Source organism: Streptomyces sp. WAC04114 (assembly GCF_019733245.1).
Taxonomy (GTDB): Bacteria; Actinomycetota; Actinomycetes; order Streptomycetales; family Streptomycetaceae; genus Streptomyces; species Streptomyces massasporeus_A.
In genome coordinates this window covers 39,916-61,951 of sequence record NZ_JAIGQA010000022.1, presented here as the reverse complement: position 1 = coordinate 61,951, position 22,036 = coordinate 39,916, and the positions used below count along the sequence as shown (strand labels likewise).

The 22,036-nt window shown below is 72.3% G+C and carries 18 protein-coding genes and 3 pseudogenes; 11 read left to right on the top strand and 10 right to left on the bottom strand.

Annotation, left to right across the window (positions count from 1 at the left end; all coding sequences use genetic code 11):
• The first annotated feature begins 84 nt into the window (after nucleotides 1-84).
• The 4 genes from K4G64_RS09420 to K4G64_RS09405 are packed head-to-tail and all read left to right on the top strand — an operon-like array spanning nucleotide 85 to nucleotide 4,853.
• Nucleotides 85-630 (top strand): (2Fe-2S)-binding protein, encoded by a 546-nt coding sequence (locus K4G64_RS09420; RefSeq protein WP_221755563.1) that lies wholly within the window; start codon nucleotides 85-87, stop codon nucleotides 628-630.
• Nucleotides 627-1,619, top strand: a complete 993-nt coding sequence (locus tag K4G64_RS09415) for a xanthine dehydrogenase family protein subunit M (protein ID WP_221755562.1) — start codon at nucleotides 627-629, stop codon at nucleotides 1,617-1,619. Before K4G64_RS09420 ends, K4G64_RS09415 begins: the two co-directional genes overlap by 4 nt.
• Entirely contained in the window at nucleotides 1,616-3,730 is a 2,115-nt protein-coding gene (locus tag K4G64_RS09410; protein ID WP_221755561.1) for a xanthine dehydrogenase family protein molybdopterin-binding subunit, read from the top strand. The genes K4G64_RS09415 and K4G64_RS09410 overlap by 4 nt, the downstream gene beginning before the upstream one ends.
• On the top strand, nucleotides 3,723-4,853 hold the full coding sequence (locus K4G64_RS09405; RefSeq protein WP_221755560.1) for an XdhC family protein: 1,131 nt from the start codon (nucleotides 3,723-3,725) through the stop codon (nucleotides 4,851-4,853). Before K4G64_RS09410 ends, K4G64_RS09405 begins: the two co-directional genes overlap by 8 nt.
• A 384-nt stretch (nucleotides 4,854-5,237) precedes the next feature.
• On the opposite strand, the gene K4G64_RS09400 is transcribed toward K4G64_RS09405, so the two are convergent.
• Nucleotides 5,238-5,801: an NAD(P)H-dependent oxidoreductase gene (locus tag K4G64_RS09400; RefSeq protein ID WP_221755559.1), complete on the bottom strand. Its 564-nt coding sequence runs from the start codon at nucleotides 5,799-5,801 to the stop codon at nucleotides 5,238-5,240.
• A gap of 129 nt (nucleotides 5,802-5,930) precedes the next feature.
• Between K4G64_RS09400 and K4G64_RS09395 the strand changes: the two genes are divergently transcribed.
• The 3 genes from K4G64_RS09395 (at nucleotide 5,931) to K4G64_RS09385 (ending at nucleotide 9,676) form a co-directional block, all read left to right on the top strand.
• The gene (locus K4G64_RS09395; RefSeq protein ID WP_221755558.1) at nucleotides 5,931-6,602 is read left to right on the top strand and encodes a TetR/AcrR family transcriptional regulator; all 672 of its coding nucleotides are present in this window, start codon (nucleotides 5,931-5,933) and stop codon (nucleotides 6,600-6,602) included.
• 91 nt (nucleotides 6,603-6,693) lie between these two features.
• Nucleotides 6,694-7,731 (top strand): LacI family DNA-binding transcriptional regulator, encoded by a 1,038-nt coding sequence (locus tag K4G64_RS09390; protein ID WP_221755557.1) that lies wholly within the window; start codon nucleotides 6,694-6,696, stop codon nucleotides 7,729-7,731.
• A 508-nt stretch (nucleotides 7,732-8,239) separates the two neighbouring features.
• Entirely contained in the window at nucleotides 8,240-9,676 is a 1,437-nt protein-coding gene (locus K4G64_RS09385) for a benzaldehyde dehydrogenase (RefSeq protein WP_221755556.1), read from the top strand.
• Nucleotides 9,677-9,741: 65 nt separating this feature from the next.
• On the opposite strand, the gene trxA is transcribed toward K4G64_RS09385, so the two are convergent.
• Nucleotides 9,742-10,122 (bottom strand): thioredoxin, encoded by a 381-nt coding sequence (gene trxA, locus K4G64_RS09380; RefSeq protein WP_221755555.1) that lies wholly within the window; start codon nucleotides 10,120-10,122, stop codon nucleotides 9,742-9,744.
• Between the two features lie 119 nt (nucleotides 10,123-10,241).
• On the opposite strand from trxA, the gene K4G64_RS09375 reads away from it, so the two are divergent.
• Nucleotides 10,242-11,672, top strand: a complete 1,431-nt coding sequence (locus tag K4G64_RS09375; RefSeq protein WP_221755554.1) for an NAD(P)/FAD-dependent oxidoreductase — start codon at nucleotides 10,242-10,244, stop codon at nucleotides 11,670-11,672.
• A gap of 44 nt (nucleotides 11,673-11,716) precedes the next feature.
• Here the strand turns inward: K4G64_RS09375 and K4G64_RS09370 are convergent.
• Nucleotides 11,717-12,188 (bottom strand): annotated as a pseudogene (locus tag K4G64_RS09370) (ATP-binding cassette domain-containing protein); the annotation flags it as partial.
• A gap of 27 nt (nucleotides 12,189-12,215) precedes the next feature.
• Nucleotides 12,216-12,860 carry a peptide deformylase gene (locus K4G64_RS09365; protein WP_221755553.1) on the bottom strand — a complete coding sequence of 215 codons (645 nt, stop codon included), beginning with the start codon at nucleotides 12,858-12,860 and terminating at the stop codon, nucleotides 12,216-12,218.
• A 153-nt stretch (nucleotides 12,861-13,013) separates the two neighbouring features.
• Between K4G64_RS09365 and K4G64_RS09360 the strand changes: the two genes are divergently transcribed.
• Nucleotides 13,014-14,417 carry a PepSY domain-containing protein gene (locus K4G64_RS09360; RefSeq protein WP_221755552.1) on the top strand — a complete coding sequence of 468 codons (1,404 nt, stop codon included), beginning with the start codon at nucleotides 13,014-13,016 and terminating at the stop codon, nucleotides 14,415-14,417.
• Between the two features lie 64 nt (nucleotides 14,418-14,481).
• Here K4G64_RS09360 and K4G64_RS09355 read toward each other — a convergent pair whose 3' ends face one another.
• The 3 genes from K4G64_RS09355 to K4G64_RS09345 all read right to left on the bottom strand — a co-directional run bounded on the left by K4G64_RS09355 (nucleotide 14,482) and on the right by K4G64_RS09345 (nucleotide 15,865).
• Entirely contained in the window at nucleotides 14,482-14,841 is a 360-nt protein-coding gene (locus K4G64_RS09355) for a tetratricopeptide repeat protein (protein WP_308122299.1), read from the bottom strand.
• 98 nt (nucleotides 14,842-14,939) lie between these two features.
• Nucleotides 14,940-15,386 (bottom strand): MarR family winged helix-turn-helix transcriptional regulator, encoded by a 447-nt coding sequence (locus tag K4G64_RS09350; protein ID WP_221755551.1) that lies wholly within the window; start codon nucleotides 15,384-15,386, stop codon nucleotides 14,940-14,942.
• Nucleotides 15,383-15,865 carry a MarR family winged helix-turn-helix transcriptional regulator gene (locus K4G64_RS09345; RefSeq protein ID WP_221755550.1) on the bottom strand — a complete coding sequence of 161 codons (483 nt, stop codon included), beginning with the start codon at nucleotides 15,863-15,865 and terminating at the stop codon, nucleotides 15,383-15,385. The genes K4G64_RS09350 and K4G64_RS09345 overlap by 4 nt, the downstream gene beginning before the upstream one ends.
• A 157-nt stretch (nucleotides 15,866-16,022) precedes the next feature.
• Between K4G64_RS09345 and K4G64_RS09340 the strand changes: the two genes are divergently transcribed.
• Both K4G64_RS09340 and K4G64_RS09335 read left to right on the top strand, forming a co-directional pair.
• Nucleotides 16,023-16,988, top strand: coding sequence for a pirin family protein (locus K4G64_RS09340; protein ID WP_221755549.1), 966 nt, complete (start codon nucleotides 16,023-16,025; stop codon nucleotides 16,986-16,988).
• Nucleotides 16,989-17,474: 486 nt separating this feature from the next.
• Nucleotides 17,475-19,091 carry an MFS transporter gene (locus tag K4G64_RS09335; RefSeq protein ID WP_221755548.1) on the top strand — a complete coding sequence of 539 codons (1,617 nt, stop codon included), beginning with the start codon at nucleotides 17,475-17,477 and terminating at the stop codon, nucleotides 19,089-19,091.
• A 236-nt stretch (nucleotides 19,092-19,327) separates the two neighbouring features.
• Here K4G64_RS09335 and K4G64_RS09330 read toward each other — a convergent pair.
• The 3 genes and pseudogenes from K4G64_RS09330 to K4G64_RS09320 form a co-directional block, all read right to left on the bottom strand.
• Nucleotides 19,328-19,969 (bottom strand): annotated as a pseudogene (locus K4G64_RS09330) (class II glutamine amidotransferase); the annotation flags it as partial.
• Between the two features lie 149 nt (nucleotides 19,970-20,118).
• A complete protein-coding gene (locus K4G64_RS09325) occupies nucleotides 20,119-20,649 on the bottom strand; it encodes a potassium channel family protein (protein ID WP_221755547.1) in 531 nt (176 codons plus the stop codon).
• Nucleotides 20,646-21,898 (bottom strand): annotated as a pseudogene (locus tag K4G64_RS09320) (diacylglycerol kinase family protein). Before K4G64_RS09320 ends, K4G64_RS09325 begins: the two are co-directional and overlap by 4 nt.
• Nucleotides 21,899-22,036 lie beyond the last annotated feature (138 nt).

Here is a 22,036-nt window from a genome sequence, read left to right as displayed (position 1 = left end):
CGTCCCGCACGGTCGCGAACCGACATCGCCACCCGCAGCGACCCTGCCCACCCCCGACCTCGCGATGTGAGAGAGAAGGCTTCCATGCCAGCATCGACGTCCAGCGACCTCACCCTGTCCGTCAACGGCGAGAAGTACACGCTGACCGTCGACCACCGCACCACCCTGCTCGACGCCCTGCGTGAACGACTCGACATGACGGGCACCAAGAAGGGCTGCGACCAAGGCCAGTGCGGTGCCTGCACGGTCCTGCTGGACGGCCGCCGCAGCGTGGCCTGCCTCCAGCTCGCCGTGGCCGCGGAAGGGCGCGAGATCACCACCATCGAAGGCGTGGCCGAGGGCGAGCGACTGCACCCCGTGCAGCAGGCGTTCCTCGACCTGGACGGCTTCCAGTGCGGCTACTGCACGCCGGGCCAGATCTGCTCGGCCATCGCCGTGATCGAGGAGCACGCGGCCGGCTGGCCGAGCGCGGTCACCGGCGACGTCCGGCCCGAGGTGGGACCACCGCCGCTGACCCCGGAGGAGATCCGCGAGCGCATGAGCGGCAACCTGTGCCGCTGCGGCGCGTACGTGTCGATCGTCCAGGCCGTGGCCAGGGCCGCCGAGGAGACCAAGGGAGCTGCGGCATGAGGGAGTTCGGCTACCAGCGGGCGTACGACGTCTCCGGCGCCGTCGCACTGCTCGACAGCGACGGAGAGGCCCGCTATCTGGGCGGCGGCACGAACCTCGTCGACCTGATGAAGACCGGCGTCGAACGGCCCGCCCGGCTCGTCGACATACGCGAACTGCCCCTGAACCGCATCGAGCCGACCGAGGACGGCGGGCTGCGCATCGGCGCCACGGTCACCAACAGCGACCTGGCCGCCCACCCCGAGGTCCGGCGCCGCTACCCGGCACTCGCACAGGCCGTGCTGGCCGGAGCCTCCGGGCAGCTGCGCAACATGGCCACCGTCGGCGGCAACCTCCTCCAGCGCACGCGCTGCGGCTACTTCACCGACGTCACCTCCCCCTGCAACAAGCGCGATCCCGGCAGCGGCTGCCCCGCCATCACCGGAGAGCACCACAACCACGCGGTCCTGGGCGCCTCCGACCACTGCGTGGCCACCCACCCCTCCGACATGGGCGTGGCCCTGGCCGCCTTCGACGCGAGCGTGTCGTACGAAACGACCGACGGGGCGGGGGAGTTGCCGCTCACCGACTTCTACCTCCCGGTGGGGGAGACCCCGCATCTGGAGACCGCCCTGCCGCCGGGCGCGCTCATCACCGGCGTCACCCTCCCGCCCACCACCACAGCGGTCAACTCCCGCTATCGCAAGGTGCGCGAGCGGGCCTCGTACGCCTTCGCCATCGGGTCCGTCGCCGCCGCGCTCGACGTCCGGGACGGCCTCGTCCACGACGTGCGCCTGGCCTTCGGCGCGGTCGCCTCCTGCCCCTGGCGCGCCCGCGCGGCCGAACGCGCCCTGACCGGCGGCCCGGCCGACGCCGAACACTTCGCGGCCGCCGCGGACGCCGAACTGACGGTCGCCAGGCCCCTGCCCCACAACGGATACAAGGTGACCCTGATGCGCAACCTCGTCGTGGCCGTGCTGAGTGAACTCGCCGAGGAGGCCGCCCGATGACCACCGCCACCAAGGGAGCCCTGGGCACCGCGCATCCGCGCGTGGAAGGCCGCGACAAGGTCACCGGAGCGGCCCGCTACGCCGGCGAGATCCCCTTCGCCGAGCTAGCCCACGGCTGGCTGGTGCTGTCCACCGTGGCCCGCGGCCGCATCCGCGCCCTGGACACCGAGGCCGTGCTCGCCATGCCCGGGGTGCTCACCGTGCTCCACCACCACAACGCCCCGCGTGTCGACACCGACTACACCGGCATGATGGGCACCCCGCCGGACCTCACCGTCGGCCTCTTCCAGCACGACCGCGTGCCCCACATGGGCTGGCCGGTGGCCCTGGTCGTGGCCGAGACCTCCGAGCAGGCAAGGGAGGCCGCCGAGGCCCTCGTGGTGCACTACGACCAGGAGCCGCACGACGTCGCGTTCTCCGCCGGGCGCGAGGCCGAGGCGTACGCGCAGGACGGGCACCTGCCGGCCGTGGTGGAGAAGGGCGACCTGGAGGCCGGACTCGCCGCGTCCGCGGTGGTGGTGGACGCCGAGTACACCACCCCGGAGGAGCACCACAACCCGATGGAGCCGCACGCGGCGGCGGCCCGGTGGGACGGCGGCCGCCTGGAGGTCGTCGACTCCAACCAGGGCACCGGCTGGGTCGCCGGCGAGCTCGCGAGCCTGTTCTCCCTCGACCCGGCTTCGGTGCGGGTCCGGTCCGAGCACGTCGGTGGCGGCTTCGGCAGCAAGGGGCTTCGCGTGCACCAGGTGGCCGCGGTGATGGCAGCGACCGTGCTGCGGCGCCCGGTCCGGGTCGTCATGACCCGCCGGCAGATGTTCTCCCTCGCCGGTCACCGCAGCCCCACCGCACAGCGGGTCAGGCTCGGTGCCCACGCGGACGGACGGCTGCTCGCGCTGGAGCACCGGTCGCTGAACCAGACCTCGACTTTCCACGACTTCGTCGAGCCCAGCGCGGCGTCGAGCCGGTCGATGTACGCCGCCGACGCCCACCACACGGCCAGTCGGCTCGTGAAACTCGACGTTCCCACCCCGACCTGGATGCGCGCCCCGGGCGAGGCGTCGGGCTCGTTTGCGCTGGAGTCGGCACTCGACGAGCTCGCCGAGCGGTGCGGGATCGACCCGATCGAACTGCGGGTCCGCAACGAGCCCGAGGTGGGACCGGTGTCCGGGCTGCCGTTCGGCAGCCGCAACCTCATCCCCTGCTTCCGGGAAGGCGCCCGCAGGTTCGGCTGGGACGGGCGGGATCCGCGGCCCGGGGTGCGCCGGGAGGGCCGCTGGCTGCTCGGCACGGGTACCGCCGCAGCCTCCTTCCCCACTCTGGCCATGCCGTCCACGGCGGCCCTGACCGCGGAGGCGGACGGCACCTTCACGGTGCGGATCAACGCCGCGGACATCGGCACCGGCGCCCGCACCGCGCTCACCCTGGTCGCCGCCGACGTCCTGGAGGTGCCCGCGGACCGCGTCCGGGTGGAGATCGGGGACAGCGACCTCGGGGCCGCCTCGATCGCCGGCGGTTCGGCCGGCACCCGCTCCTGGGGCTGGGCCGTCACGGCCGCCGCTCAGGAACTGCGCCGGAGCCTCGCGCCGGGCGCGGACATCCCGCCGGAGGGCGTCACCGTACGGTCGGACACGGCCGAAGCCCTCGGCGCCCTCGCCCAGAAGGAGCGGCACGCCTTCGGTGCCCAGTTCGCCGAGGTCGCCGTCGACCCCGCCACCGGAGAGGTCCGGGTGCGCCGCATGCTGGGTATCTTCGCGGCCGGCCGGATCGTGAACCCGCTCACCGCCCGCAACCAGTTCGTCGGCGGCATGATCTGGGGCATCTCCATGGCCCTGCACGAGGAAGCCGTCCGGGACCGGGCGAGCGGCGGCCTCTACGGCGCCGACCTCGCCGGCTACCACGTCGCCGCGCACGCCGACATCCCGCACGTCGAGGCCGACTGGATCGATGACCCCGACCCGGACGACCCGGTCGGCATCAAGGGCATCGGCGAGGTCGGCATCGTGGGCGCGGCCGCGGCGGTCGCCAACGCGGTGTGGCACGCCACCGGCGTACGCCACCGGAACCTGCCGATCCGCCCCGACCGCGTCCTGCTGGCGGGCGCCGATGCTTGATCTCGCAGGACCTCTGCACGAGTGGAGCGAGGCGGGCCGGGACTTCGCCGTCGCCACGGTCGTCGCCGTGGGCGGCAGCGCCCCGCGACCTCCCGGCGCCGCGCTCGCCGTCGCCGCGGACGGCACGGCCGTCGGCTCGGTCTCGGGCGGCTGCGTGGAGGGAGCGGTGTACGACCTGTGCCTTGAGGCTCTCCGGGACGGCGTGACGCTCGTCGAGCGGTTCGGCTACAGCGACGAAGACGCCTTCGCAGTGGGGCTGACCTGCGGCGGGACGATCGACGTCATGATCACCCCGTTCGCGGGCGGGCGGGCGATCGAGAGGGCGGCCCTGGCGGCTGCCGACCGGACCGAGCCGGTGGCCCTGGCCCGGGTGGTGCGGGGCCCGTCCGGCCTCCTGGGCCAGGCCCTGCTGGTCCGCCCCGACGGCTCGTCCGCCGGTGGCCTCGGCGGCGGCCCGGAGCTGGACCGCGCGGCGCTCGACCGAGCCGGGGCCCTGCTGGACACCGGCCGGACCGGCACGGTGGAGCTCTCCGAGGACGGGTCGCACTGCCCGGGCGGTCTCACCCTGCTGGTCGAGTCGGCCGCGCCGCCGCCCCGCATGATCGTCTTCGGCGCGATCGACTTCGCGGCGGCCCTGGTACGGGCGGGCGCATTCCTCGGCTACCACGTCACCGTGTGCGACGCGCGCCCCGTCTTCGCGACCCGGGCCCGCTTCCCGCAGGCCGACGAGATCGTCGTCGACTGGCCCGACCGCTACCTCCGGCGCACGGAGACCGACGGGCGCACGGTGCTGTGCGTGCTCACCCACGACGCGAAGTTCGACATACCCCTGCTGACGGAGGCGCTGCGACTGCCCGTCGCCTACATCGGCGCGATGGGTTCCCGCCGCACCCACGAGGACCGCAACCGGCGGCTGCGGGAAGCGGGCATGAGCGAGCACGACCTGGCCAGGCTGAGATCACCGATCGGCCTCGACCTGGGAGCCCGTACGCCCGAGGAGACGGCCGTGTCCATAGCGGCGGAGATCATCGCGGTCCGGCACGGCGGCACGGGAACGCCGCTCACGGGTTCGGCCACACCGATCCACAGGACCGCCCGAGAGGCACATCCGCAACCGGCCTGACGACCGTCCCGAGCCGGTCGGCTGCTCTGCAGGGGTGCTGCGTGGCCGGCCGGGGCTGTCCGTGGCCGTCCGTGGCCGGTCGGGTGGAGGGCCGTGTTCCGCTTGGTGCCGGTGCTGGTGTCGCTCGGGGGCCGCTCGATCCTCGAGGCCGGCCAGGTCCCGGCGCGTTGCCCGCCTACCTGCCTAGCTGCCTACCTACCTACGTGCCTGCCTGCCTCACCCCGTCCGGCGCCAGCCCGGCCGCTGCCTTTCGCTCCGGGCAAGCGCCGAGCCTGCCCGGCCCGGCCGACGTGGCCCGGTCGGCGGAGGCACCCTCCGGAAATGCCGAAGAGGCCGAGGCCGTTTGTCGGCCGCGGCCCCTTCACGGGTGCGAAACGCGCGCGGTCAGGCCGCCGCGGGCTCCGACGCGTGGCCGTGCAGGCGGGCGATGACCTCGGTCAGCTGCTCGGCGACCTCGGCGTCGTCGGCCGGGTGCGTCTCGGCGAAGCGGGTCATCGAGCCGGGGATGGACAGCTTGACGTCCTCCAGGACCTTGCCGCCGGCCACGCCCACGGACTTGCGGGTCTCGTCGTGCGCCCAGACACCGCCGTACTGGCCGAACGCGGTGCCGACCACGGCGACCGGCTTGCCGTTGAGGGCACCGGCACCGTACGGGCGGGACAGCCAGTCGATGGCGTTCTTCAGGACGGCGGGGATGGTGCCGTTGTACTCGGGGGTGAACAGGATCAGGCCGTCGGCGGCGTTCGCGGCCTCGCGCAGCCGGGCGGCGGCGGCCGGGAGGCTGCCCTCCACGTCGATGTCCTCGTTGTAGAAGGGAATCTCGGCCAACCCCTCGAAAAGGTTCACCTCGGCCCCTTCGGGGGCGAGCTTGACGGCCGCCTCGGCGAGCTGGCGGTTGTGCGAACCGGCGCGAAGGCTGCCGACGAGGGCGAGGATACGAACGGACATGCTGACTCCCACGTATGAGGCACTGCTCTGAAACACTGCGTATCGATCCGGACCGGGGTCCGTTTTAAGGTTCTAGCATCACAACCGGACCGCGGTCCAGTTTTGTTCCCGATGCTTTACGCTGGCTTCATGTCCGCCGCCCCGCCTTCCGTTCCGACGCCCCAGGAGCCCGTCGACCAGCCTGAGCTGCTCCAGCTCGGCGCCGCCCTGGAGGCGGACGAGCCGTGCCTGCGGGCCGACGCCGCGCGCAACCGCGCCCGGCTGCTGGAAGCCGCCGGGCGGCTGGTGGCGGAGCGCGGCGCGGAGGCCGTCACGATGGAGGCGGTGGCCGCCGAGGCCTGTGTCGGCAAGGGCACGGTCTTCCGCAGGTTCGGCGACCGCACCGGCCTGCTGACCGCGCTGCTCGACCACTCCGAGAAGAAGTTCCAGGCCGCGTTCCTCGGCGGCCCGCCGCCGCTCGGACCTGGAGCGGCGCCCGAGGAGCGGCTGCGGGCGTTCGGCTGCGCGATGCTGCGCCGCTCGACCGACGAGCTCGAGCTGCAGCTGGCCGCCGAGCCCGGTGCGAGCCGCCGCTACGTGGCCCCCGCCCGGCGTGTGCTGCGGCACCACATCGAGATGCTGCTGCGACAGGCGGTCCCCGACGCGGACTGTGAGCTCCTCTCCCACGCGCTGATGGGTCAGCTCGACCCCGCCCTCGTGCACCACCTGACCAGACAGTGCGGCATACCGCTGTCCCGTCTGGAGGCCGCGTGGACCGACCTGGTCGATCGGGTGACGGGCGAGGGCGCCGCCCGCCGATAGCCCTCCGCCGCACCTCGTGAGCGCTCACGGGTTCGTCACAACTCCCCCGCCGGAAGGGCGCATTGGGGCTTCTGCCAAGATGCCGTACGTCATGGTGCAGATACCGAAAACGCCCGCGCCCCCGTCCCCCGCACCGTCGCGCTCCGTGCCCACGAGCGCCGATGTGGCCCGCCTGGCCGGCGTCTCGCGCGCGACCGTCTCCTACGTCCTCAACAACACCAGCGCCGTACGCATCAGCGAACCCACCCGCCGCCGTGTGCGCGAGGCCGCGAGGGAGCTCGGATACGTACCGCACGCCGCGGCCCGCAGTCTGCGCGCCGGGCACAGCCGGATGGTCCTCATCCCCGCGCCGACCTTCCCCGTCGGCCCGCTCTACAACCGGTTCCTCACCGACCTCCAGGGATCGCTCGGCAGCCTGGACTACACCGTCGTGCAGTACGGCACCGGCGGCCCGCACGGCGACGAAGCGGCCCGCGCCTGGGCCGAGTTGAGGCCCGTGGCCGTGCTCGTGCCCGGCTCCGGTCTCGGCCCGCGCGGAGTGGCGGTGCTCAAGCGCTCGGGAGCCCGGGCCGTGGTCACCCTCGGCCCCGAGACCATCGAGGGCGCGCACGCGCTGCTCATGGACCACGACGTCGTCGGCCACAGCGCGGGCGCCCACCTCTACGACCGCGGCCGGCGCCGGATCGGCGTCGTCGTCCCGCAGGAACCCGGCCTCGAGGCGTTCTCCGCACCCCGCCTCGACGGCGTGCGCCAGTCGGTGCGCGGCACGGACGCCACGGTGACCGAACTGCCCCTCGCCTACGACGAGCAGGACGCTGCGCGCCTGGCCGCCCGCTGGCGCACCCTCGGCCTGGACGCCGTGTTCACCTACAACGACGAGTACGCGATGCTGCTGATGCGTGCCCTGTTGGACGAGGGAATCCGCATCCCGGAGGAGACCGCCGTGATCGGCGCGGACGACCTGATGCTCGGGCGGCTGCTGCGGCCCCGGCTGAGCACGGTCCACCTGAAGCTGCCCTGCGGCCGTGAACTCGCCGAACTGGTCGACCGCGCGGTGCGCAAGCCCACCACCGAGCCCGAGACGCACAAGGTCCTGGGAGCAACGGTGCTGCACCGCGAATCGAGTTGACCCGGCGCGGCACGACAGGTTTCGCATGGTCGGTGGCGGCATGTCCGGTTGCGCGTGGTCGGCTGCGCACGATGGGTGGTGGCATGTCCGGTTGCGTGCGGTCGGCCGCGCGCAATGGGTGGCGGCATTACCGGCTGCGCGTGGTCGGCCGCGAATGATCGGTTGGCTCGGCTGGCTGCGCGTGGTCGGCCGCGCATGGCCGGTGGCGGCACGACCGGCCTCGCATAATCGGTCGGCCGACCGGCTGCGCGCGACCGGCCTCGCATGATCCTTCGCGCACGACCGGCCGGCATCGCCAGGCCAACAGGCGCCCCGCGGCCCCGCTTTCGTGCCGAGGCATGGCTAGGATGTTGCATGCTCAACAAAACGGGGACGTGTTCCGCACGGGCCGCGGCGCACCGCCGCGCCCGCTCGGCGCGTCCCGCCATGTGACCGCCGAACCGGCCGCGCACGTACGGGAGTTGTTCCCACCCCCGGCAGCCGGTGACCGATCGATCGGAGAGCCGTCATGCCGTTGCTCGACACCAGGACCTGGCAGCCCCGCCGCCTCGCGGGGGCCGGGTACACCGTCACCGAGCCCGCCACCGGCCAAGCCCTCGGCACCCTCGCCCTCGCCACCGCCGAGGACGTCGAAACCGCCTCGGAGCGGGCCGCCGACGCCCAGCGCGCCTGGGCACGCACCCCGCATTTCGCCCGCGCCGCCGTGCTCCGCAAGGCCGGCGACCTGTTCGCCGAGCACGCCGCCGAACTGCGCGAGTGGCTCGTCCGCGAATCGGGCTCCGTCCCGGGCAAGGCCGACTTCGAACTGCACGTGGCCGCCCAGGAGTGCTACGAGGCCGCCGCGCTCGCCTCCCGCCCGGCCGGCCAGGTCCTGCCCAGCGAGGCGCCGCGCCTGTCGTACACGCGTCGCGTCCCGGCCGGTGTGGTCGGCGTGATCTCACCGTTCAACGCCCCGCTGATCCTCTCGATCCGCTCCGTCGCTCCGGCCCTGGCGCTGGGCAACGCGGTCCTGCTCAAGCCGGATCCCCGCACGGCCGTCTGCGGAGGGCTGTCCCTCGCCGCGGTCTTCGCCGCCGCGGGCCTGCCGGAAGACCTGCTGCACGTGCTCCCCGGTGGCGCCGACGCCGGACAGGCCCTGGTCGCCGACCCGCGCGTGCCCGTCATCTCCTTCACCGGCTCCACCGCCGCCGGACGGGCCGTGGGCGAGGCCGCCGGCCGTCACCTCACGCGGGCCCACCTGGAGCTGGGCGGCAACTCGGCCATGATCGTGCTGGAGGACGCCGACCTCGACGCGGTCATCTCCACGGCCGCCTGGGGCTCGTTCTTCCACCAGGGCCAGATCTGCATGACCACCGGACGGCATCTGGTGCACGCGTCCCTCTACGACGAGTACGTCGAGCGGCTGGCCGCCAAGGCGGACTCACTCGCGGTCGGAGACCCGCACCGGGACCAGGTACACCTGGGTCCCATCATCGACTCGGGCCAGCTCGGCAAGATCAGCGGTCTGGTCGAGGCCAGTACGGCCGCCGGTGCCAAGCTCGCCGCCGGCGGCACCCACGACCGGCTCTTCTACCGGCCGACGGTCCTCGCCAATGTGGACGACCGCACCCCCGCGTACACGGAGGAGGTCTTCGGCCCGGTGGCGCCCGTCCGCCCCTTCACCACCACCGACGAGGCGGCGGCGCTGGCCGCGCAGAGCCCGTACGGCCTCTCCCTGGGCATCGTCACCAGGGACCCGGCCCGCGGCCTGGACCTCGCCGACCGCATCCCGACCGGCATCGTCCACATCAACGACCAGACGGTGAACGACGAGGCCGTGGCGCCCTTCGGCGGAGTCGCCGCCTCCGGCACCGGCGCCCGCTTCGGCGGTGAGGCCAATCTGGAGGCCTTCACAGAACTGCGCTGGACGACGGTACGCGGAGACGTCGCTCCGTACCCCTTCTAGGACGGAGACGTCGGCCCCCTACCCTTCCAGGACCCGGCCCTACGGGCGTCGAGCCCGGGGACCCGTTACTCGGTCGGCTGCTGGGCCTGCTGCTCGGCGATCGACTTGCGCACCTCGTCCATGTCGAGGTTGCGGGCCTGCCCGATGACGTCCGTCAGGGCGGCCTCGGGCAGGGCGCCGGGCTGGGCGAACACCGCGACCTGGTCACGGACGATCATCAGCGTGGGGATGGACTGGATACCGAAGGCCGCGGCCAGCTCGGGCTGCGCCTCGGTGTCCACCTTGCCGAACACCAGGTCGGGGTTGGCCTCCGCCGCCTTCTCGTACACCGGGGCGAACTGCTTGCACGGCCCGCACCAGTCGGCCCAGAAATCGATCAGGACGAACTCGTTGTCCGTGACCATCTGGTCGAAGTTCTCTTTGGTGAGCTCCACGGTGCTGCTCATGGCGTACATCCCTCTTCCTGGTGTGGGGTCAAACCGTCGGCACAACACGGCCGACCGGACACGTATTCCGCGCCCCTACCCATGTGGCCAGGGCGCACACCACCCACCAGACTGACCCCATGACGGAAACGGAAACCAACACGTACGACGTCGTGGTACTCGGTGCCGGGCCCGTGGGGGAGAACGTCGCCGACCGCACCCGCGCCGCCGGACTGACCACCGCGGTCGTGGAGAGCGAACTGGTCGGCGGCGAATGCTCATACTGGGCGTGCATGCCCAGCAAGGCCCTGCTGAGGCCGGTCATCGCCCGCGCGGACGCCCGCCGCGTCCCGGGCCTGAGCCAGTCCGTGCAGGGCCCCCTCGACGCCTCCGCGGTCCTCGCTCACCGGGACTACTACACCTCGAACTGGAAGGACGACGGCCAGGTCCGCTGGCTCGACTCCATCGGCGCCGCCCTGTACCGCGGCCACGGGCGCCTCACCGGCCCCCGCAGGGTGACGGTCACCGGCCCGGACGGCGGCGAGCGCGTCCTGACCGCCCGGCAGGCCGTCGCCGTCTGCACCGGCAGCCGCGCCGCCGTGCCCGCCCTGCCCGGGCTCGACGCCGTCAAGCCATGGACCAGCCGGGAGGCCACCAGTTCCAAGACCGTGCCCGGGCGGCTGATCGTGATCGGCGGCGGCGTGGTCGCCACCGAGATGGCCACGGTCTGGCAGGCCCTCGGCTCGCAGGTCACCCTGCTGGTCCGCGGCAAGGGCCTGCTGCCGCGCATGGAGCCGTTCGCCGGGGAGCTGATCGCCGAGGCGCTCGCGGAGGCCGGCGCGGACGTCCGTACGGGCACCTCGGTGGAGTCGGTGACCCGGGAGAACGGGACGGTCGTGGCCGTCACCGACACGGGCGACCGCATCGAGGCCGACGAGATCCTCTTCGCCACCGGCCGCGCCCCGCGTACCGACGACATCGGCCTGGAGACGATCGGCCTCGACCCCGGCACCTGGCTGCCGGTCGACGACAGCCTCCGCGTGGACGGCCACGACTGGCTGTACGCGGTCGGCGACGTCAATCACCGCGCCCTCCTCACCCACCAGGGCAAGTACCAGGCCCGCATCGCGGGCGCCGCCATCACCGCCCGCGCCACCGGGGAGACCCTGGTGGCCGAGCCCTGGGGCGCCCACGCCGCGACCGCCGACCACGCCGCCGTCCCGCAGGTCGTCTTCACCGACCCGGAAGCCGCGGCCGTGGGCCTGTCCCTGGCCGAGGCGGAACAGGCGGGGCACCGGGTGAAGGCCGTCGACGTGGATCTGTCCACCGTCGCCGGGGCCGGCCTGTACGCCGACGGCTACCAGGGCCGCGCCCGCATGGTCGTCGACCTCGAGGCCGAGATCCTGCGCGGCGTTACCCTCGTCGGCCCCGGCGTCGGCGAACTGATCCACTCCGCGACCATCGCGGTCGCCGGCCAGGTCCCGATCAGCCGCCTGTGGCACGCCGTCCCGTCGTACCCCACGATCAGCGAGGTGTGGCTGCGGTTGCTGGAGGCGTACCGCGACGCCTGACCCGTGGCTCGTCCGGCGCCCCGCGCCGGACGGCCCGGCCGGGGTCACCGGTGCGCGGGCACCACCAGTTCCCGGAAGTCGTCGTCCCACAGGTCCTCCTCCGCCTCCGGCAGCACCCGGTCCGGCCGCAGCGCGTCGACGGCGCCCTCGTCGTGCGTGACCATGACGATCGCGCCCGGGTAGGTGCCCCCGCGGCCAGGACCTCGGCACGGGAGGCCGGGTCCAGGTTGTTGGTGGGCTCGTCCAGGAGCAGGACGTTCGCGCCCGAGTGAGACCCGCGAGGGCGAGCCGGGTCTTCTCGCCGCCGGACAGGACACCGACCGGCTTGCCGGTGTCGTCGCCGGTGAACAGGAACGCGCCCAGCACCCGCCGCACCTCCCCGTCGGTGAGGTGCGGCGCGGCTGCGGCCAGGTGCTCGCGGACCGTCGACTCCGCGTCCAGGGTGTCGTGCTCCTGCGCGAAGTAGCCCAGGCGCAGACCGTGCCCGTGGACCACCCGGCCGCTGTCGGGCGCCTCCGAAATTCGGCGCGGTGGCTCCGCGCGCTACGGCAGCGAGAAGCCGAGGGCCCGCGCCGCCTCCTCCGGTGTCGGCTGGGTCCAGCGTTCCGCCATGGCCAGATTGGACGACAGCGAACGCGATTCGGCGCGGTCGAGGTACAGGACACCGTCGAGATGGTCCGTCTCGTGCTGCACGATCCGGGCCGGCCAGCCCTCGAACACCTCGTCCAGGGCCTGCCCGTGCTCGTCCTGCCCGGTCAGCCGCACCTGCGCTGGCCGTGCCACCACCGCCTGCCAGCCCGGCACGCTGAGGCAGCCCTCGAAGAACGCGGCCCGCGCGTCTCCGAGGGGCTCGTAGGCGGGATTGACCAGCACGCGGAACGGCTGCGGCACCCGCCCGCGGGTGAGCCGCACCTCCTCCGGCACCGGCGCCGGATCCTCGATCACCGCGATCCTGAGTTCCACACCGACCTGCGGCGCGGCCAGACCGACCCCGGGCGCCGCGCGCATGGTGACCCGCAGGGCCTCGACGAACCGGGCCAGCAGCGCGGGCTCCAACTGGCCGTCGTACGGCTCGGTGCCCCGCCGCAGCACCGGGTCGCCGGCCGCGACGATGGCCAACGGGAGGCCCCCGTCGAGGAGTTGCTCGACCCGCTCGGCCAAGGGCGCGTGATCGTTCGGGGTTCCCATCGCGTCAGGATGACACGGCACCCCCCAGCCCTGCGTGACGCACGTCACGCTCTCTCCCCGGGAACTGAACCCCCAGCCGCCCCGACTACTGCACCGCAACGGCCACCGCCCACACCGCACCGGCCCTGATGACGTCCCCGGAGAAGCCCGCCGATGACCACCGCTCCCTCGACCACCACGGACGAGGCCCCGCAACCAGCCGCCCCGGCACCGTCGAAGAGCAGCTGGGCCCCACTGCGCCCGCTGATTCTCCGCCTGCACTTCTACGCCGGGGTGCTGGTGGCGCCGTTCCTCCTCGTCGCCGCCGTCACCGGCCTGCTGTACGCCGGCTCCTTCCAGGCCGAGAAGCTCGTCTACGACCACGAGATGACCGTCCCCGTGGGGGAGCGGAAGCTGCCGATCGGCGAGCAGGTGACCGCCGCCCGCAAGGCGCACCCCGAGGGCACCGTCTCGGCCGTACGCCCCTCGCCGGAGGCCGACGCGACGACCAGGGTGATGCTGTCCGGCGTCCCGGGCGTCGGGGAGGGCCACACGCTCGCCGTGTTCGTCGACCCGTACACCGCGAAGGTGCGCGGCTCGCTCGAACAGTACGGCTCCACCGGCGCGCTGCCGCTGCGCACCTGGATCGACGAGTTCCACCGTGACCTGCACCTGGGGGAGACGGGACGGCTGTACAGCGAGCTCGCGGCCAGCTGGCTGTGGGTCATCTCGGCGGGCGGCCTGGCGCTGTGGTTCTCCCGCCGCCGCGCCCTGCGCAAGGTGCGGGGAACGAAGGGGCGGCGCCGCACCCTCGGGCTGCACGGCAGTGTCGGCGTCTGGGCGGCGGCCGGGTTCTTCTTCCTCTCGGCGACCGGTCTGACCTGGTCGGCCTACGCCGGGGCCAACATCGACGAGCTGCGGACCTCGCTGGGCCAGGCCACCCCGTCGGTGTCGGCCGCCGGGGGTGGTGAGCACTCCGGCCACGGCGCCGCCGCAGGGCAGGCGGGCGACGCCGCACACGGTGTGGGCCTGGACAAGGTCCTGGCCGCGGCGCGGGCCGAGGGACTCGGCGACCCGGTGGAGATTGTGCCCCCCGCTGACGCCACCTCGGCGTACGTCGTGAAGCAGGTGCAGCGCAGCTGGCCCACCAAGCAGGACGCCGTCGCGATCGACCCGGCCAGTGGCGAGGTCACCGACGTGCTGCGGTTCGAGGACCACCCGGTCCTCGCGAAGCTCACCCGGTGGGGGATCGACCTGCACACCGGCGTCCTGTTCGGCCTCGCCAACCAGATCGCCCTGATGCTGCTGGCGCTCTGCCTGGTCCTGCTGATCGTCTGGGGCTACCGGATGTGGTGGCAGCGCGGCCGCGGCACCGCCTTCGGGCGTCCGATCCCGCGCGGCGCCTGGCAGCAGGTACCGCCGCAGATCCTCGTGCCACTGCTGGCGGGCATCGCCGTACTCGGGTACTTCCTGCCCCTGTTCGGCATCCCGCTGGCGGCCTTCCTCGCCGTCGACATCCTGCTGGGGGAGATCGCCTACCGGCGCGGGCGGCGGTCGTACGGGACGCCGGCCGGGTAGCACACCCTCCGACGCGCGGATGCCCGGCTCCGTGGGAGCCGGGCATCCTCATGTGCGGCGCAGGTCAGACCTGCTCGAAGTCACCCGCCAGCGCCGAGGCGATCCGCAGATGCGACTCCGCCTCCTCGTGCCGGCTCTGCCGCTGCAGGGTGCGGCCGAGCATCAGCCGGGCGTAGTGCTCCACGGGATCCCGCTCGACGATCGTCCGCAATTCGGCCTCGGCACGACGCAGTTGCGCCGAGTGGTAGTAGGAACGTGCCAGGAGCAGCCGGGGCCCGGTCTGCTCGGGCACCTCCTCGACCAGCCCGACCAGGACGCGCGCGGCGGCGGCGTAGTCCTTGGCCTGGAAGAGCAGCTGCGCGCGCTCCCAGCGCTCGGCCGGAGTTCCCTGGGCGTAGTACGTCGTGTCCTGGGTGATGTTCACGTGTGGCCTCCTTCGAGGCCGACAACCGAACCCGTTGGTTCAATATTCCACTACGTCGTCGGACTCACCGGAGACCGGACTGACCGGACTGACCGGACTCACCGGCGCAGCGCCGTCAGCTCGGCACCGGCCCGCTCCGTGATCAGACGCAGCACCCTGCCCGTCACGGCCAGGTCCTCCGCCGGTATGCCGTCGTAGATCCGGGCGGTGATGGGCGCCGTCTCGCCCGAGGTGGTGGCGTACAGCTCGCGCCCGGCATCCGTAATCCGCACGTCGGACGCGCCGTCCGCGGTCACCAGCTGCGCGGCGATCAGCTCGTCCACCAGGCCGTGCACCTCGGCCGCGTCGATCTTCAGGGCGTCGGTGACACCGCCGACCAGCTGCTCGCGGCCGACCGGGCCGTCGGCGACGGCGGCGAGCCGGAGGGTGACGGACTGCTGGAAGGTGATGCCGTGCCGGGCCAGCACCGTCTCCAGGACGGCGCGGCCGGCGTAGTGGGCCAGGGCGATGTCACGGGGGTTGACCAGGGGAGTGGTGGTGGTCATGACTGCTCCGTCTCGTGCTCGCTGAAGGGATCAAGAGGTGCGTCAAGCAGGGCCGTCAGTTCGCGCTTGAACTCCCGGGTGCGCGGGCTGTCGAGGCCGCCCAGCGGGTCGAGGAGCTGCTGGAGGAGCCCGTGGACGACCTCGATCGCCCGCCGGGTGACCTCGCTGCCCCGCTCGGTGAGGGCGAGCTGCACCGCGCGCGGGTCGCGGGGGTCCTTGGTGCGCTCCAGGAGGCCGGCGGTCTCCAGGGCACGGGCCAGCTTCGACACATAGAGCGGCTCGAGGCCGGTGTGGTCGGCGAGGCGGCGCTGGCTCGGCCGTTCGCCGGAGCCCTGCATGCCGTAGAGCGACGCGACCAGCGAGTACTGCGCGTGGGTGAGCCCGAGCGGGGCCACCGCACGGTCGACCGCGACCCGCCACTTCATCGACAGCCGCCACACCAGGAAGCCGGGCGTCGCGCCCTCGGAACCGTTGCTCATGACAGATACAGTACATAGCTACTATGTACATGGCTACTATTTTGTTCGGGGCGCAGGCGGGCCGCCGACGGGAGGAGACGGGACATCGACGAGACGCCCGCGGCGCGGCCCGAACCTGACGCTGACGCAGGCCCCCGCGCCGGACTAGGTTGTGGCCATGAGCAATCTTGAGCGCGAGGCGGTCCCCTCCCTGTGCGGTGGCCGTGGCTTCGTGGTGGCGGAGCCGGTGCGTGAACTCCTCAGCCCTCGCCGGGTGAAGCTGGGTGAGTCCAGCGAGGTCCGCCGGCTGCTGCCCAATCTCGGCCGCCGCATGGTCGGAGCCTGGTGCTTCGTCGACCACTACGGCCCCGACGACATCGCCGACGAGCCCGGCATGCAGGTGCCGCCGCACCCCCACATGGGTCTGCAGACCGTGAGCTGGCTGCACGAGGGGGAGGTGCTGCACCGCGACTCCACCGGCAGCCTCCAGACGATCCGCCCGCGCGAACTCGGCCTGATGACCTCCGGCCGGGCCATCAGCCACTCGGAGGAGAGCCCGCGCCCGCACGCCCGCTTGCTGCACGGCGCGCAGCTGTGGGTCGCGCTCCCCGACGGCCACCGCCACACCGACCCGCGCTTCGAGCACCACGCCGACCTGCCGGTCGTCACCGCACCCGGCGTCACGGCGACGCTGATCCTCGGCGACCTCGACGGCGCGACGTCACCCGGTACGGCCTACACCCCCATCGTCGGCGCCGACCTCGCGGTGACCCGGGGCGCGGACGTACGCCTCCCCCTGGAACCGGACTTCGAGTACGCCGTCCTGTCCATGTCCGGCGAGGCCCACGTCGACGGCGTCCCCGTCCTCCCCGGCTCCATGCTCTACCTCGGCTGCGGCCGCACCGAACTGCCCCTGCGGGCGGAGTCGGACGCGGGCCTGATGCTCCTGGGCGGCGAACCGTTCGAGGAGGAACTGATCATGTTCTGGAACTGGATCGGGCGATCTCAGGAAGAGATCGTACAGGCCCGTCAGGACTGGATGGAAGGCTCCCGGTTCGGGGAGGTGAAGGGGTACGACGGGGCTCCGCTGCCCGCGCCGGAACTGCCGCCCGTGCCGTTGAAACCGCGGGGAAGGGTGCGCTGACCTGGGGAAACGCGTCAGCGTTTCGTTTGCAGTACCTGTGCAACCGAGCGTTCGCGTTCGGCCGGTCGAGCTACTTCCATCCTCGAACCATTCGGGGCCTCCCCGCAGCTCGGGAGTCCGGTCGACAGCGTTTGTGAGCAGTACAGAGCGGGTCTGCGTAGGACAGGGCGCGCTGCGGACGGTTACGACGGGACTCAGCGGCCTCGGCCCACCGGCTGAGCGACCGGGAGGGAGTCGCCGGTCGCGGGTGCGGCTGTCCATGGACGGCGAGACGGCCCAGAGGAGCCGGCGCGGGCAGCCGATGAGGTGGGTTTCGCCCGTGGCCCGCAGGCGGACGAACGACGGCAAGCACGTCCCCCGGGGGTACCAGGCAGCCTCTCTCATCCCACTGAGGCCGTGCGGACCCACGCCTGGTGGCTCCGCCAACCAGTCGACCTCCGAGGCGAGTCGGGATCCGCGCCCCGGGGCGGCTGGGACGATGCCCGCATGGCACCTAGGACAAGAACTGCCGAGAGTCCCCCAAAGGCGCGCATCGTCCTGCTGACTCTCGCGGCTGGTCAGTTCCTGATGGCGCTGGACAGCTCGGTCATGAACGTCTCGATCGCGACGGTGGCCGAAGACGTGGGCACGACGGTGACGGGTGTCCAGGGCGCCATCACGGCCTACACCCTCGTGATGGCGATGTTCATGATCCCCGGGGGCAAGGTGGGGGAGCTGATCGGCCGCAAACGCGCATTCATGATCGGCTGTGTCATCTACGGCTGCGGCTCCCTGACCACGGCGCTCTCACCGAACCTGACGGTGCTGCTGATCGGCTGGTCGTTCCTGGAGGGAATCGGGGCGGCACTCATCCTGCCCGCGATCGTCGCGCTCGTGGCCGGCAACTTCGTCACGGAACGCCGTCCCGCCGCCTACGGTCTGGTCGCGGCCGCGGGGGCCGTGGCGATCGCGGTCGGGCCGCTCATCGGGGGTGTCGCGACGACCTACTTCTCCTGGCGGTGGGTCTTCGCCGGAGAGGTCCTGGTGGTGCTCGGCATCCTGGTGCTCGGCCGCCGCATCGCCGACGCGCCGGTCGGCGAAGGCGCTCGCATCGATTACGTCGGTGCCGTGCTGTCCGCGCTCGGGCTCGGGCTCTTCGTCTACGGTGTGCTCCGCTCCGACGAATGGGGCTGGTTCAAGCCGAAACCCGACGCGCCCTCGTGGCTCGGGGTCTCGCTGGTCGTGTGGCTGATGCTGGCCGGTCTTGTGCTGGTCTGGCTCTTCTTCCGCTGGGCAGCCCGCATGGCGGGGCGGCGCAGGGAGCCGCTCGTCGACCCGGCCCTGCTGCAGAACAAGCAGCTCACCGGCGGACTGACGATGTTCTTCTTCCAGTACCTCGTCCAGATGGGTGTCTTCTTCGTCGTACCGCTCTACCTGTCGGTCGCTCTGGGCCTGTCCGCGCTCAAGACCGGTGCCCGTCTCCTGCCGCTCTCCTTGACGCTGCTGGCGGCCGCCGTTCTGATCCCCCGCTACCTTCCGGACGTCTCGCCCCGGCGGGTGGTGCGGCTCGGGGTCCTCGCGTTGTTCGCGGGGGCGGTGGTCCTGATGGCCGCGCTGGACGTGGACGCCGGTGCGGAGATCGTCACCATCCCCATGCTGTTGATCGGGCTGGGCATGGGCGCGCTGGCGTCCCAGCTCGGGTCGGTCACCGTGTCCGCGGTGCCGGAAGCGGAGAGTGCGGAAGTCGGCGGCGTCCAGAACTCCGTCACCAACCTGGGCGCCTCGATCGGTACGGCCCTCGCCGGGTCGATCCTGATCGCCGCGATGACAACGTCCTTCCTCTCCAACGTGGAGCAGAATCCGGCGATCCCGGCCGAGGTCAAGAGCCAGGCGACCGTCGAACTCGAAAGCGGCGTACCGTTCTTGTCGGACGCCGAGCTCGAATCCGCTCTCGACGAAGCGGGCACGAGCGAAGAGGTGGCGCAGGCAGCACTCGACGCCAACGAAGATGCCAGGATCGACGGTCTGCGCGCCGCAGTCGCCATCCTCGCCTTCGCCGCGCTCCTCGCGATGTTCTTCACCTCACGGATCCCGAAGACCCAGCCCAGTTCAACGAAGCCATAGCCGCAGGGCGGATGGATCCGGCCGTCCTCGTTCCATCGCTCCGACGGACCGGGGGCGCCGAGTGCTCAGGAAGGGCCGACGTCGCGGCCCGGGTAGTCCCTGCGCCGCACCGGAGCCGGCGCGGCCATCGCGGTGGACGGTGCGCGCAGGTGGCGTACGACCGACACGGCCGCCGATCCCGGCCGGACGGGACACCCGGGCGCCGGAACGCCATTTGACGGAAAGGGCTCTGGGCCCTACACGGGCTGTGGGGCGAAGGGGATCAGGTTGTCGCCTTCGGGCTGCACGATGCCGTAGCTGCTCTCGGGGACCTCGTTCCAGACGCCGGGCAGATCGCCCAGCGGCTCGGACACGATGAGGCGGGTCTCGTCGGACACCTCCTGCAGGAACGGCACATCCGGGTGGAGCGCTCGCAGTGCCTCGACCCGGGTGCTGTAGAACAGCGAGCGGGAAGCCCCCTGGCTGGAGTAGCGGAACGCCCACACCTGCCGGCCGTCGGTCACGGCGACCGTCATCTGCAGGGGGAACTCCACCCCGTGCTCATGGCCGGTCCGTTCCACCATGCCGACCATGCGGGCCACGGCACCCGGGGGGTCTTGCTCCAGGCCGAAGGTGAGGGCCAGGTAGAACATCATCTCGGAGTCCGTCGACCCCTCGATATCGAGGAAGAGATCCGGATCGACCGCCAGGGCGAGATCACGCCGTACCTGGTGGAAGTCGGTGATACCGCCGTTGTGCATCCACATCCAGCGGCCGTGGCGGAACGGGTGGCAGTTGGACTGCTGCACCGGGGTACCGGTCGAGGCCCGGATGTGGGCGAAGAACAGCGGGGAGCTGACATGGTCGGCGATTTCCCGCAGATTGCGGTTGCTTGCAGGTAGGCCATGTGGACGAGACGCCGCCGGCGGCGCGAGGCGGTGATGCGGGCCGCCACGGAACCAGGTCTCACGGGGCGTACGCAGGGTGCTTCGTGGTCCGTCACGCCGTCGCGGCCGCGGAAGCTCGCAGCGTCAGCCCCGGAGCACTCTCACCCGCTCTCCGAGTCCCGTCGGTGCCGGCCGGCCTCGACGGCCCTGACCACCACCCGGGCCGCGATCCCGACGAGCAGAATCCCGCCGACGATCTGGATCATCGTCATGACGCGCGCCGTCTCGGTGGCCGCGGTGATGTCGCCGAAGCCGACGGTGCTGACCACGGTCAGCGTGAAGTACAGCGCGTCGGTACGGGTGAGGGGCTCGGTGAAGCTGCCGGGGGTGCTCCGCTCCAGCAGGAAATACGAGGTGGCGAAGAGCAGCACGAACAAGGGGAGGACGGCGGCGAGCGACTCCACCGCCCGCAGTTCGGGGTTCGGGGACCGGGCGATCGTGCGAACCTGCCAGAGGAACAGTGCCGTCACCGCGAGCAGACCGAGGACGAGACCGGTCACCGTGCCGCCGTTGAGGGGTGTGTCCATGGGCAGCAGGTAGTACGCGAGGACCAGCCCTGACGACACGACGAGCGAGCGCGCCACCGCCGACAGGGCCGCGCGGCGGCCGGGCCGTGCGAGGTCGTCCGTCATGTCGCCGCCCACCGGGTCCTCGTCAGGGCCAGTCGCCGCACCCGGCGCCAGTCCATCGGGGGTTTGCCGTGCGGCACGCTGGGGCGGTCGCGCGGAACCCGCACGCGCAGGGCCCGTGGACGGATCCGGCACCGGACGGGGGTCTGCAGGGTGAGGGCCTCACCGTCCACGCCGACCGCGATCGTCGACGTCCGCCTCGACGACGACCTCACGGGCTGCCCACTGCGCGAGCCCGGACGCCCTGCGGCCGCGGAGCATCCCCACCGCCTGCGCCGCTTTCGGCGTGCACGGCGAGGCGTGGTCCGTGGTGGTGTGTGAGCAGATCCGGAAGCATCTGCAGGGTGGTGCGGGCCTTGTCGTCGTGGTAGGCGGGGCTCTGCACGACGGCCGCATAGGCGCCGAATGACGCGTTGTTGACGAACACCCGGTCGTTGACGACGCCCAGGTCGATACGGAGTTCGACGCCGTCGGTGAGCGCGTCGAGACATGTCGACGGATCGTCCCCGTCCAGTCCGAGGTCCAGGGCGAAGTGGTTGCGGGTGCCGGCGGAGATCGCCAGGAAGGGCAGGTCGCGTTCCGCGGCCACGGCGGCGACGAGGGCCTGGGTGCCGTCACCTCCCGCAACGCCGAGCAGGTCGGCGCCCGCGTCGGCCGCCCGGCGCGCGAGCGCGGCCACGTCCTGCCGACGCGTCACGTCCAGGACGCAGACCTCGGCACCGAGTGCCTCGGCCTTCTCCCGTAGCCGGAATCGGCCGACCTTGCCGCCACCCGCGCGCGGATTCATGATCAGGTACGGGCGCCGTGGCGGCGCCGGTGTGCCGTGCGGGGTCCGTGCCGGGGCCGTCCCGGCGCCTGCCAGCGCGACCCGGCCGCAGAAGACGGCCAGTATCCACAGCGCGAACGAGACGAGTACCACCCACAGCAGTCCGGACGCCACGTAGAGGACGACGACAGCGGCTGAGGCGGCGAAGGCCAGCAGTATGGCCAGCACCCTGACCACGCCGGTGTGGACAAGCGCCCACCACACGCCCGCTGCCGTCACCACCGGCCCGGCGGCGCCCACGAGGACGAGCAGAAGACCGTCGAGCCCGGCGAAGAGCAGCGGCACGATGATCGCGTCGAGGCCCGCGGTCACGGCCACCCGTGCGGCCCACCGTGGGGCAAGCGCGAAACGGCTACCGGACAAGTTGACCTCCCACAGGCGGGAGGCGCTCGGTTCCTGCCACCGGGCCCCGATCCAAACCGACATTACCCGCTTAAGGGGTTATTCAGACGGACCGCCCATCGCGCCCGCAGACGAAGCGGCACCCGGCCGCCGCCGATCAGGCGACCGGTGATCAGAGGACCGGTGATCACCCGTTCCGGGTGAGGCGGTGTTCGGCCGGGC

Coding starts and splice junctions, on each gene's coding strand:
- K4G64_RS09375 (WP_221755554.1), top strand. CDS start 10,242: ATGACGGAAACGGAAACCAACACGTACGACGTCGTGGTACTCGGTGCC.
- K4G64_RS09335 (WP_221755548.1), top strand. CDS start 17,475: ATGGCACCTAGGACAAGAACTGCCGAGAGTCCCCCAAAGGCGCGCATC.
- trxA (WP_221755555.1), bottom strand. CDS start 10,122: ATGAGCAGCACCGTGGAGCTCACCAAAGAGAACTTCGACCAGATGGTC.
- K4G64_RS09415 (WP_221755562.1), top strand. CDS start 627: ATGAGGGAGTTCGGCTACCAGCGGGCGTACGACGTCTCCGGCGCCGTC.
- K4G64_RS09400 (WP_221755559.1), bottom strand. CDS start 5,801: ATGTCCGTTCGTATCCTCGCCCTCGTCGGCAGCCTTCGCGCCGGTTCG.
- K4G64_RS09395 (WP_221755558.1), top strand. CDS start 5,931: ATGTCCGCCGCCCCGCCTTCCGTTCCGACGCCCCAGGAGCCCGTCGAC.
- K4G64_RS09420 (WP_221755563.1), top strand. CDS start 85: ATGCCAGCATCGACGTCCAGCGACCTCACCCTGTCCGTCAACGGCGAG.
- K4G64_RS09390 (WP_221755557.1), top strand. CDS start 6,694: ATGGTGCAGATACCGAAAACGCCCGCGCCCCCGTCCCCCGCACCGTCG.
- K4G64_RS09410 (WP_221755561.1), top strand. CDS start 1,616: ATGACCACCGCCACCAAGGGAGCCCTGGGCACCGCGCATCCGCGCGTG.
- K4G64_RS09360 (WP_221755552.1), top strand. CDS start 13,014: ATGACCACCGCTCCCTCGACCACCACGGACGAGGCCCCGCAACCAGCC.
- K4G64_RS09325 (WP_221755547.1), bottom strand. CDS start 20,649: ATGACGGACGACCTCGCACGGCCCGGCCGCCGCGCGGCCCTGTCGGCG.
- K4G64_RS09365 (WP_221755553.1), bottom strand. CDS start 12,860: ATGGGAACCCCGAACGATCACGCGCCCTTGGCCGAGCGGGTCGAGCAA.
- K4G64_RS09345 (WP_221755550.1), bottom strand. CDS start 15,865: ATGAGCAACGGTTCCGAGGGCGCGACGCCCGGCTTCCTGGTGTGGCGG.
- K4G64_RS09350 (WP_221755551.1), bottom strand. CDS start 15,386: ATGACCACCACCACTCCCCTGGTCAACCCCCGTGACATCGCCCTGGCC.
- K4G64_RS09405 (WP_221755560.1), top strand. CDS start 3,723: ATGCTTGATCTCGCAGGACCTCTGCACGAGTGGAGCGAGGCGGGCCGG.
- K4G64_RS09385 (WP_221755556.1), top strand. CDS start 8,240: ATGCCGTTGCTCGACACCAGGACCTGGCAGCCCCGCCGCCTCGCGGGG.
- K4G64_RS09340 (WP_221755549.1), top strand. CDS start 16,023: ATGAGCAATCTTGAGCGCGAGGCGGTCCCCTCCCTGTGCGGTGGCCGT.